This is a genomic window from Streptomyces sp. NPDC059718 (assembly GCF_042733315.1).
GTDB lineage: Bacteria > Actinomycetota > Actinomycetes > Streptomycetales > Streptomycetaceae > Actinacidiphila.
In genome coordinates this window covers 205,758-216,575 of sequence record NZ_JBHWGA010000010.1, presented here as the reverse complement: position 1 = coordinate 216,575, position 10,818 = coordinate 205,758, and the positions used below count along the sequence as shown (strand labels likewise).

Genomic DNA, 10,818 nt, shown 5'->3' with positions numbered 1-10,818 from the left:
CGCCGCCGCCCGCCGCTACCCCCGCCCCCCCCACCCCCGCGGGGGCCGCTGTGACCCGCCCGTGTGGTGGGTCCGCCGCGCGCCGGGGCGGCGGGGCGGGGGCCGGCCCGGACGCCCCACCGGAGGTGGGGAGGTCCGCGGGATCGCCGATGAGCAGCTCGTCACCGCGTCTGTCGCCCATCCCGGGACCTTCCGTCCGTCACGGTCGCGTCGCGCCGTGGACCCACTGCCTGGAGGGGCAGCACACTACCCCTCGCCCCTCAGGACGCCGGGATGCCGTCGGCCGGGGCCTCCGGCTGTGCCGTGGTGTACGGCGTGATGGCGCCCTGCTCGTCGTCCGTCACCAGCGGCGTGCCCTGCAGGGCGACCTCGGTGCTGCCCTTCAGGATGCCGATCTGGACCCCGGTGTAGCCGGCGTGCGAGTCCCCGCTGAACCGGAACGGCACCAGCCCGGGCCCGGTGAAGCCGCCCTTCTCCACGGCCTTCACCAGCGACTCCCGCGTCGGGTTCTCCCCGGCGCCCTGCAGCGCCTGGACGAAGGTGTAGGCCATGGACATCCCGAACTCGACGTTGCCGTCGAAGGGCAGCTTGGGGATGTACTTGTCGTGGATCTCGCGGTAGAGCTTGATCCAGCTGTTGGACGTGTCGGTCGTCGGCGGCATGTACGTGTCGGTGATGATGCCGTCCATGAGCGCCGCCGGGTCGGCCGTGCCGCCCGCCTGCTTCGCGAAGGACTGCAGCAGGCCCGCCAGGGTGGTCGGGTCGGAACCGACGTTGGTCACCACCATCTGCGGGTTGTACTGGAGCTTGAGCGAGGTGAGCTTGAACAGCGCGGTGTACGTCGGGATGGTGAACAGCACCACCACGTCCGCCTTGGACTGGGCGATGGCCGTGACCTGCGGGGCGATGTCGGTGCCGCCGGGCTGGTAGCTCTGCCGGCTGACCACCGACTCCTTGGGGATGTACTGGTCCAGGCCCTCGACGCCGTCCTTGCCGAAGTCGTCGCCCTGGTAGAAGTAGGCGACCTTCTTGCCGGCGAAGTTCTCCTTGATGTGCTGGCCGAGGATCTTGCCCTCGACGAGGTAGTCCGGCTGCCAGCCGAAGGTCTGCGGGTGCTTTTCGGGCTCGTCCCAGCAGCGGCAGCCGGAGGAGACGAACAGGTCCGGCACGCGGCGGCTGTTGAGGTAGTCGACCACCTTGGTGTGGGTCGGCGTGCCGAGACCCCCCATCATCGCGAAGATCTTGTCCTCCAGGACGAGTTCCTTGGTGACCTTCACCGTCTGGGTCGGGTTGTACGCGTCGTCCTTGTACTTGAACTCGATCTTCCGGCCGTTGACCCCGCCCTTGGCGTTGACGTGGTCGAAGTACGCCTTCGCGCCCGCCGAGACGTTGCTGTACCCGGGCGCCGCCGGGCCGGTGAGCGGCTGGTGGCTGCCGATGACGATGCTGTCCTTGGTGACGCCCGGCGCGGCGGAACCGCTGCCGGAGCCGTTGGAACAGGCGGTGAGCACCAAGGCGAGCACGGCCAGCGCGGCGCCGCCGCGAAGGCGCAGGCCGTGTCGGTGACTTCTTCTCATGACCCCTCCTGGAACCGAATCGGATTCGGTGGGTGTTGGACGGATTTCAGGTGACGTGCCGGTGGTCGAGGGAACGGGATACCGGCGGTCAGGTACCGGAGCCCCGCGTGCGGAGCCGCCGGACCAGACGGATGAGGGCCCCGTGGATCCCCTGCGGGAACAGGAGCATCGACAGGACGAGGGCGAGGCCGTACAGGGCCAGCGGCAGGTTCGCGTAGAAGCCCCGGGACAGGTGCAGGGCGTCCGCCACGTCGCCCGTCCAGTTGGGCAGCAGGACCAGGAGCACCGAGCCGTACACGGCGCCCGCCAGGCTGCCGAGCCCGCCGAGCACCGCCGCCGTCAGCAGGGACAGGGAGAGCGCCAGCGGGAACGCCCCGGGCGCGGCCAGCGAGCTGACCACCGCGAGGAGCCCGCCGCCCAGCCCCGCGCAGGCCGCGCTGACCACGAAGGCGAGCACCCGCAGGCGCGCCACGTGGATGCCGGCCAGCGCCGCGGAGACCTCGTCGTCCCGGATCGCCCGCCACGACCGGCCGACGCGGCTGCGGCCCAGGTCGGCGAGGAACACCAGCACGACCACCGCGCACAGCACGCAGACCCAGGCCTGCCAGCGCTCCAGCGGGAAGTACGGGCCCAGCGCCTCGGGCGGCGGAGGCGAGGCCACCACGAGCCCGTTCTCGCCGCCGAGCAGATCGGTCAGGTGCCGGTAGTTCGCGAGCGCCGGCAGCCCGACGGCCAGGGTGAGGGTCGCGCCCGCGAGGTACGGGCCCTGCAGCCGCGCCGCCGCGGCGCCCACCAGCGCGCCCAGGGCGGCCGTCACCGCCGTGCCCGCCAGCAGCGAGACGGCCAGCGACCAGCCCGGTTCGGTGAGGAACAGACCGGTCCCGTAGGCACCGACCGCCATCAGCGCGCCGTGGCCCAGCGAGATCTGGCCGTTGGTCCCGGTCAGGACGGTCAGCCCGGCGACCGCGCACACATAGGTGGCGACGCCGGCGACCTCCAGGTTCTGGTACGGCGACAGCAGGGCGCTGACGCCGCAGACCACCAGCAGCCCGAGCAGCGCGGGCACCAGGTGCCGTACCGCGGTGCGGTCCATCGGCCCCCTCAGCCGGGCCGTCAGGCCGGACGCGGCCGGGCCCCCGAGCGGGGAACGCAGGTCCTTCGTGTCGGTCGTCTCGGTCATGAGTCCCTCACACCCGTCGCACGGAGGTCCGCGAGAACAGGCCGTTGGGCCTGATCATCAGCACCGTCATCAACACCGCCAGCGCGCCCAGCAGCGCCACCTCGGACCCCAGGTACCCCGAGACGTAGGAGAGGGTGAGCCCGACCACGAGCCCGCCGACCACCGCACCCGGCGGGCTGTCCAGCCCCCCGACGACGGCGGCGGCGAAGCCGAACACCAGCACCGCGTCGAACTGGTTGGGCCCGACGAAGGTCGCCGGCGCCACGAGGACCCCGGCGAGCGCCCCGACCGCCCCCGCCAGTGCCCAGCCCAGCGTGAGCACCCGGCCGACCCGCACCCCGAACATCCGGGCCACCTCGGGGGAGAACGCCGCCGCCCGCATCCGCAGCCCCACCGGCGTGACCCGGAAGAGCAGCACGAGCAGCGCCATCACCACCAGCACGGCTCCGATGACGAACAGGTCCGAGGGCGACAGCAGCAGCCTCGCGCCGCCCACCGTGAAGCCCTTGATGCCGAGCAGCGGCGGGAAGGAGCGCGGCGAGCCGCCCCACACCATCCCGGCCACCGCCTGCAGGAACAGCAGCAGTCCGAGCGTGACGATGACCGCGTTCATCGGCGGCCCGTTCTCGACCGGCCGGACCAGCACCCGTTCCACGACCGCCCCCAGGACGAACCCCGAGGCGAGGGCGGCCAGCAGCCCGAGCCAGTACGAACCGGTCGAGTGGATCACGCCGAGGGCGACGAAGGTCGTGATCATCAGCATGCCGCCCTGGGCGAAGTTGACGATCCGGGTCGCCCGCCAGATGAGCACCAGGGCCAGCGCGACCGCCGCGTAGACGACGCCGCTGCTCACCCCGCCCAGTGTCAGATTGATGAAGTACATTCAGAACCCCAGGTAGGCGTGGCGGAGGTCGTCCGCGGTGGCGAGGCGCGCGGCCGCGTCGGCCGCGACCACCCGCCCCAGGTTCAGCACGACGCCGTGGTCCGCGACGGACAGGGCGCTGCGCGCGTTCTGCTCCACCAGGAGCACGGTGAGCCCCTGTCGCTCCCGCAGGTCCCGCAGGACGGCCAGGATCTGGGCGGTGACCCGGGGCGCGAGCCCCAGCGACGGTTCGTCGAGCAGCAGCAGCCGCGGCCGGGTCATCAGCGCCCTGCCGATGGCGAGCATCTGCCGCTCGCCGCCGGAGAGGGTCTCCGCGGGCCGCGCGCGCCGCTCGGCCAGGGCGGGGAAGAGGGCGTAGACCTCCTCCAGGCCGGCGGACTGCAGCGCCCTGCGCTCGCGCCGGCCCCGCCACAGCCCGCCCAGCCGGAGGTTGTCGTGGACGGTCAGCTCGGTGATGACCCCGCGGCCCTCCGGCACATGGGCCAGGCCCAGCCGCACGACCTCCTCGACGGGAAGCCTGGAGATGTCGGTGCCGTCGAGCAGGACGCTGCCGGAGCGGGGCCGGACGAGTCCGTTGACGGTGCGCAGCAGCGTGGTCTTGCCGGCGCCGTTGGCCCCGAGCACGGCGGTGATGCTGCCCTGGTCCACGGTGAGGGACACCTCGTCCAGGGCCCGCACCATGCCGTAGGAGACGACGAGTTCGCGGACCTCAAGCACGGGAGGACTCCTCTCGGGACCCGGGCGCCCCCGGCGCCGCGGTGTCGGCCGGCGCCGCGGCCGCTCCCGCCCCCGCTCCCGCGGTGACCTCGTCGCCGAGGTACGCCTCCGTCACCAGCGGGTCGTCGCGCACCTCGTCCGGGGTGCCGTGGGCGATGACCTTGCCGAAGTCCAGGACGAGGACCGGGTCGCAGACCCCCATGACCAGGTCCATGTGGTGCTCGACGAGGATGACCGCCATCCGTTCGCGCAGCCCCGAGATGACCTCGCCCAGGTCGCGCATGCCGTCCTCGGACAGCCCCGAGGCCGGTTCGTCGAGCAGCAGCAGCCGCGGTTCACCGGCGAGCGCCCGGGCGAGCGCCACCTGCTTCTGCACCCCGTAGGGGAGTTCGCCGGGGAGGCGGCCGGCGGCGTCCTCCGCGCCGAGCTCACGCAGGACGGCCAGCGAACGGTGGCGCAGCAGCCGCTCGTCGCGGTCCGAGCGGGGCAGTCCCAGCAGCGCGGAGGTGAAGCCCGCCCTCGCGTGCCGGGTCGCCCCGACCATGACGTTCTCCAGCACGGTCAGCCGGGGGAACAGCCCCAGACCCTGCAGGGTCCTGGCGATGCCGAGCCGGGCCAGCTGGTGCGGCCGGGGCCAGGGCAGTGCCCGGTCCTGCCAGTGCAGCGTCCCGGCGGCCGGGCGTACGAAGCCGCACACCGCGTTGAACAGGGTCGTCTTTCCGGCCCCGTTGGGCCCGATGACGCCGAGCACTTCGCCCGGCCGGACCGACAGGGACACCGCATCGAGCGCGGACAGGCCTCCGAAGGAGACCTCGAGTCCGTCGATGCGCAGGAGGCTTTCCACCAGTCACCCTTCCTTGGGAGTTCGGCGGGGTGGTACGGGACGAGGGGGTCGGGGGTCGGGGGAACGGGGATCGTGGAGCGGATCGCGCGGGCGGCCCGGCGCTCCGGCGGCGGGGCCGGCCTGCCGTCCGGGAGGGCTCCTCCCAGCCCGACCGAATCCGAATCGGATTCGGTTCCGACTGAGGGTGACCCCTGTCCGAAGCGCTGACAAGCCCCCGGTGACGAGGAGTTGGGCTAGCCGGCGCCTGCCAGCAGCCGTGCTTCGCCCGCCTCGTAGAGCCGCCTGCTCTCGGCGGCCGTCCCGTCGCGGCGCCGCCGGTCGTAGCGGCTGCCGAGCCAGCCGACGAGGAAGCCGAAGGGGATGGACACCAACCCGGCGGTCTGCAGCGGGAACCAGTGGAAGTCACGGTCCGGGAAGAGTGCCGTGGGACCGCCGGACACCGCCGTCGAGAACACCGTCAGCAGCAGGACGCACCCCGTGCCGCCGTACAGCGCGGCCAGCAGGCCGGTGCGGCCGAAGCCCCGCCAGAACAAGGAGTACGTGAGGGCCGGAGCCACCGCCGAGGCGCCGATCGCCAGCGCGGTCGTCGTCATGACGGCGACGTTCCAGTCCTGGACCAGCGCGGCCAGGGCCACCGCCGCCGCGCCGACACCCACGGCCGCCCAGCGGGCCACCGCCAGTTCGGTGCGCGGGGCGGCCCGCCCGTCGCGCATCGCGTGCCCGAACAGGTCGTGGGCCAGTGACGAGGCCGCGGCGAGGGTCAGTCCCGACACCGACGACAGCAGCGTCACGAACACCGTCCCGCAGACGGCGGCGTACAGCAGCGTCTCGCCGATCGACGGCGCGGCCTCCCCGAACGCCCGGGCCAGCATCAGCACGGACGTACGGCCCTCGGGGTCGGCCCCCGTGATCAGCCGGGCGCCGACCATGGCGGCCGCGCCCGCCCCCATGACCGTGCCCAGCAGGCAGAACGTGGTGACCGCGCCGACCGCCCAGGACATCGAGCGGCGCACGGCGGGGGCGTCGGGCGCCGAGTACAGACGCATCGTCACGTGCGGCAGGCAGGCCACCCCGAGGACGACCGTGAGCTGCAGCCCGATGAAGTCCAGCTTCCCCTCGGTGGTCCGCCCCAGCTCCAGGCCCTGCCGCAGGTACGCCTCGCCGGCCCCGCTGCCCGCCTGCGCGGCGCGCAGCAGGGCGTCCGCGCTCCAGCCGAAACGGCTCATGACGAGCGCGGCGACCACGGCGCTGCTGCCCAGCAGCATCACGATCTTGATGATCTGGATGAGCGCGGTGCCCCGCATCCCGCCCATCGCCGCGTAGACGACCATCAAGGTGCCGATCATGGCGATGGAGACCGTGCGCGCACCGTCGAGGTGGATGTCCAGGATGGCGGTGAGCAGCGAACCCGCCCCCGACAGCTGCACGATGAGGAACGGCAGGCACGCGGCCAGGGTGACCACGCTGGCGGCGATCCGCACGGACCGGCCGCGCATCGTACGGGCGAGGACGTCGCCCATGGTGAACCGCCCCGCGTTGCGCAGGGGTTCGGCGAGCAGGAACATCAGCACCACCAGCGACATGCCGGTGCTGGTCGCCAGCACGAAGCCGTCGTAGCCGAAGAGCGCGATGATGCCGGTGGTGCTGAGGACGGTCGCGGCGGAGATGTAGTCGCCCGCGATGGCCAGGCCGTTCTTGAACGGGGTGAGGGTGCGGTAGCCCGTGTAGAACTCCGCGAGGTCGTCCCGTTCCGGCCCGGCGAAGACGCTGAGCAGCAGCGTGCAGGTCACCAGGAACGTGAAGAAGAGCAGGACGACTGTCTGCGTCCCCGAGTCGTATGCGGCCGCGAACTGGTTCACCGGGCGGCCCCGTCGGCCGTCTCCCGCTGGCGTACGCGCAGCGCCAGCGGGTCCACCGACCGCCGCGCGCTGCGCTCGTACCAGCGGATCGCCGCGAACGTGACGGCGAGCTGCGACAGCCCCATCAGCGTGCCGAGCGTCAGCTGTCCGGCGACCCTCGTGCCCATCGTGTCCCGCGCGAGCACGGAGAGCAGGAGGAAGGCCAGGAAGTAGCCGAGCGCGGTGAGCGCCGAGACCCGCCGCAGCAGCCGGTAGGCCGAACGCAGCCGTCTGAGCTCGACAGGTCGCGCGGGTGTTCGCGGTGGTGGTGCCGGCGCCGGTGCGGGCGGCGGTGGTTGCCGGTGGTGCCAGGTGTCGCCGTAGTACGTCATCGCGCGGTCTCCAAGCGGCTTGCGTGGCGAGGGTGTGCGGGCGCGGTGGGGGGACGGGCAGGTTCGACCGGTACGCCCCGGGGCGTCGGTGCTCCGGGGTGGCCGCACGATACCGACTGGTCGGCATGTCGGGAAGAGGTGCTGCAGGTCACGGTTGGAGCACCAAGCCGACCGGCCCCTCGCGGACCCGCTGCCGGCGCCCGGCCCGGCCGCAACTCGCCCGCGTGCGGGGCAGGTTCGGAGCGGTGCTGTGGTGCGCGCGTGATGGCGCGGGAGCTTCTCGTGGCGGGGACGCGGGGCCTTGTGCATGGGCTGGCGAAGGCCCGGCATGACGGGGTTGCCGCAGCCGGGCCGCCGGCCGGTGCTGTGTTGCCTGAAGCGACTCCCGCCCGGCAGGGCGCTGCGTCCGCGTGGTGGTCGGAGGGGCCCGCGCAACCGCGACGCCGAGTTCCGGCGTCGCGCTCACGACGCCCGGACCGCCGGAACTATCCGTTGCCCCGGCCGAGTTCAGGGTGCCGGACGGTGCGGGCACTGCCTATCCGTCGGGACCCCCGCCGGGTGCGGGAACACCCCACGGCGGGGACGCGCGCCATCCGGCCAGGGCTGCCGCACATGCTCCCGCCGACGCGACTGCCCCCGGGAGGCCTTCCACGGTCGTGTCGGCGCGCGGGCCCTCGTGGAGGGTCGGAGAGGCCTGGGAAAAAGGGCACACCGGGCGTGGCATCGGGTCCTTGGACCCGCCGCGGCGACTGCGCGTCACCTGTGCCGCAGCCCCGGCCGCGTCATGCGCCGGCGCAACTGCCGCCGGCGCACCGGGTTCCTCGCGCGCCCCCACGGCGGGCCGCGTCAGCTGCCGCTGCCCGGGTCGATGTGCGGGGGGTGGACGGGGATCTCGCACCACACCTGCTTGCCGCCGCTGAGCGGCATCGTGCCCCAGGCCGCCGACATCGCCTCGACGAGGAGGATGCCGCGGCCGCCGGTGTCGTGCCAGTTGATGATCGCCGGCTTGACCGGCGTCCGCGGCGAGCCGTCGCCCACCGCGATCCGCAGCCGGTCGCCGGTGAGCGTGATGTCCAGGCGGACCTGGCCCTCGGTGTGCACCAGGGCGTTGGTGACCAGCTCGGAGACGACCAGCAGCACCGTGTCGGCCGCCTCGCCGAGCCCCCACGCACGCAGGGTGCGGGCGGTGAACCGGCGGGCGTGCGAGGCGGCGTCGGGGAGCCGCCACACCGTCCAGCTCTCGCGCACGGGCTTGACGGCCATGCCGTCGTAACGCATCAGCAGCAGCGCGATGTCGTCGCTGCGGGTGGCGTTGCTCAGCAGGGCGTCGGCCATGCGGCCCAGGTGGGAGGGGTCGGCCTCGGACAGCTCGCGCGACATCCGCGCGACGCCCTCGTCCATCGGGAGCTCGGCGGACTCGACCAGGCCGTCCGTGGTCAGCGCGAGGACGGTGCCGTTCTGCAGCCGCAGCGGGATCAGCGGGAAGTCCGCGTCGTCGACGACGCCCAGCGGGGGCCCGCCGTCGCCCTCCACGGTCAGGGTGGTGCCGTCCGGGAGCCGTAGCACCGGGGGCAGGTGACCGGCGCGCACGCACCAGGCACTGCCCTCCTCCATGTCGATGCTGACGTAGCAGCAGGTCGCGAAGAGGTCGGTCTCCATGCCCATGAGCAGGCGGTTGGCGTGCGACACGACGACGTCGGGGGAGTGGCCCTCCACGGCGTAGGCGCGGATCGCGGTGCGCATCTGGCCCATGAGCGTCGCGGCCCCGGCGTTGTGCCCCTGGACGTCGCCGATGACGAGGGCGACGTGGTGGTCGTGCAGGGGTATGACGTCGTACCAGTCGCCGCCGACCTCCAGCCCGCCGGTCGTCGGCAGGTACCGGGCGACCGCGACCCCGCCCGGCAGCACCGGGAGCCGGCGCGGCAGCAGGGTGCGCTGGAGGGTGCCGACCAGTTCGTGCTCGGCGTCGAAGGCCCGTACGCGGACCAGCGCCTGGCCGACCAGCCCGGCCGCGGCGGTCAGCACGGCGCGTTCGTCCGCGCCGAACTCGTGGGGCTCGTCCCAGCCGATGAGGCAGCAGCCGACGACCCGTCCGGCCGCGGGGAGCGGCAGCACCGCGAGTCCGCCGGGGCCCACCCCGGCCAGCGTGGACTCCAGCGGTGCCCCGGCCGGCCAGAAGGCGACCCGGCCCTCGCGCAGCGCGGTCGCCAGCGTGGGCATGGCCCGGGTCGGCGCGTCCGGCCATTCCGAACGCCATTCGGTGCGCCACACCTCGGGCCACGCGGAGGGGTCCGCAGGGTCGAGGACGGTGACCACCAGCCGGTCGTTCTCCAGTTCGGCGAGCGCGACCCGGTCGGCGTTCAGCGGGCGGCGCAGCGCCGTCACCACCACCGCACTGACGTCCCGTACGGTCGCGGCGACGGCCAGGTCGGCGGCGAGCTGCTGCACCCGGCCCACGTCGTTGACCCCGGCGCGCATCCGCGAGGCGTCCCCGACCGTGCCCAGCAGTCGTACGGGGCGGCCGTCCGGGGCGAACAGCACCCGCCCGCGCAGCCGTAGCCAGCGCAGTTCCCCGGAGGGCCGGCGGATGCGGAACTCCAGCTCGCGGTCGCCGGTGGCCATGTGCCCGGCCTCCACCACCGACATCAGCGCGGGCAGGTCCTCGGGGAGGGTCAGCGCGAGCAGGGTCTCCACCCGGCCGTCGAACCCCGAGGGCTCCAGGCCGAACAGGGCGAGCACGTCGTCGCCCACGTTGATCCAGCCGGTGTCCATGTCGAGGGTGAACCCGGTGCCCCGGGACTCCGCCCCGGCCATCGGGTCGGTGTCGCCGCACGCGTCGCCGGGCGTGGGGCCGGGGTGGCCGATGGCGGTGGCGAACAGTTCGAGGCGCTGCCGGTCCTCCGTGTCGAAGCCCCCGGGCTGGTCCGTGACCGCCACCAGGCAGCCGACGCTCACATGGTCCGCCCGCAGCGGCAGGGCGGTCAGCGAGACCTCCAGCGGCTCCGGCGTCCCGTTCCCCGTCAGCCGGGCGACCTCCGCGGGCCCCGCGGACACCACGCGGTCCTGGCGCACGGAGACGGCCATGGGGGAACCGCCGTCCGTCGCGTAGCTCTGGCGCAGCCCGTGCAGGGTGCGCGGCACCCCGGCCGAGGCGACCAGGCACAACTCCCCGCCGGTCTCCGAGGGTGCGTACACGGCTACGTGGGTCGCACCGGTGAAGACCAGCGCCTGTTCGATGACGGATCGCAGGCGGGCGGACTGGCCAAGGTCGGATCGGAGCGTCTTGAGCGCGAGCTCGGCGGACAGCGCCCGAACTCTGCGTCCTTTCGCGCCGTCGCTGACCACGTGGTCATTACACCGCCTCCGGGGCCCCGGCGCAGCCCGTGT

General features: G+C 73.5%; 8 protein-coding genes. All 8 read right to left on the bottom strand.

Going from position 1 to position 10,818, the window contains the following annotated elements:
- Positions 1-260: 260 nt before the first annotated feature.
- The 8 genes from ACFV3E_RS14640 to ACFV3E_RS14605 all read right to left on the bottom strand — a co-directional run bounded on the left by ACFV3E_RS14640 (position 261) and on the right by ACFV3E_RS14605 (position 10,776).
- Complete coding sequence (locus ACFV3E_RS14640) at positions 261-1,577, bottom strand: ABC transporter substrate-binding protein (protein WP_500535020.1); 1,317 nt, start codon at positions 1,575-1,577, stop codon at positions 261-263.
- An 88-nt stretch (positions 1,578-1,665) separates the two neighbouring features.
- Positions 1,666-2,757 carry a branched-chain amino acid ABC transporter permease gene (locus ACFV3E_RS14635; RefSeq protein WP_500535019.1) on the bottom strand — a complete coding sequence of 364 codons (1,092 nt, stop codon included), beginning with the start codon at positions 2,755-2,757 and terminating at the stop codon, positions 1,666-1,668.
- Between the two features lie 7 nt (positions 2,758-2,764).
- Positions 2,765-3,640, bottom strand: a complete 876-nt coding sequence (locus ACFV3E_RS14630) for a branched-chain amino acid ABC transporter permease (RefSeq protein ID WP_500535017.1) — start codon at positions 3,638-3,640, stop codon at positions 2,765-2,767.
- Positions 3,641-4,357 (bottom strand): ABC transporter ATP-binding protein, encoded by a 717-nt coding sequence (locus tag ACFV3E_RS14625; RefSeq protein WP_500535015.1) that lies wholly within the window; start codon positions 4,355-4,357, stop codon positions 3,641-3,643.
- The gene (locus tag ACFV3E_RS14620) at positions 4,350-5,201 is read right to left on the bottom strand and encodes an ABC transporter ATP-binding protein (protein WP_500535014.1); all 852 of its coding nucleotides are present in this window, start codon (positions 5,199-5,201) and stop codon (positions 4,350-4,352) included. The genes ACFV3E_RS14625 and ACFV3E_RS14620 overlap by 8 nt, the downstream gene beginning before the upstream one ends.
- Before the next feature lie 233 nt (positions 5,202-5,434).
- Complete coding sequence (locus ACFV3E_RS14615) at positions 5,435-7,060, bottom strand: sodium/solute symporter (protein WP_500535013.1); 1,626 nt, start codon at positions 7,058-7,060, stop codon at positions 5,435-5,437.
- Positions 7,057-7,431: a DUF485 domain-containing protein gene (locus tag ACFV3E_RS14610; protein WP_500535012.1), complete on the bottom strand. Its 375-nt coding sequence runs from the start codon at positions 7,429-7,431 to the stop codon at positions 7,057-7,059. Before ACFV3E_RS14610 ends, ACFV3E_RS14615 begins: the two co-directional genes overlap by 4 nt.
- Before the next feature lie 846 nt (positions 7,432-8,277).
- Complete coding sequence (locus ACFV3E_RS14605) at positions 8,278-10,776, bottom strand: SpoIIE family protein phosphatase (protein ID WP_500535011.1); 2,499 nt, start codon at positions 10,774-10,776, stop codon at positions 8,278-8,280.
- Between the last annotated feature and the right edge of the window lie 42 nt (positions 10,777-10,818).

What these genes read in the sequence shown, in the direction of transcription:
- ACFV3E_RS14630 (WP_500535017.1), bottom strand. Translation starts at nt 3,640, where the DNA reads ATGTACTTCATCAATCTGACACTGGGCGGGGTGAGCAGCGGCGTCGTC.
- ACFV3E_RS14610 (WP_500535012.1), bottom strand. Translation starts at nt 7,431, where the DNA reads ATGACGTACTACGGCGACACCTGGCACCACCGGCAACCACCGCCGCCC.
- ACFV3E_RS14635 (WP_500535019.1), bottom strand. Translation starts at nt 2,757, where the DNA reads ATGACCGAGACGACCGACACGAAGGACCTGCGTTCCCCGCTCGGGGGC.
- ACFV3E_RS14640 (WP_500535020.1), bottom strand. Translation starts at nt 1,577, where the DNA reads ATGAGAAGAAGTCACCGACACGGCCTGCGCCTTCGCGGCGGCGCCGCG.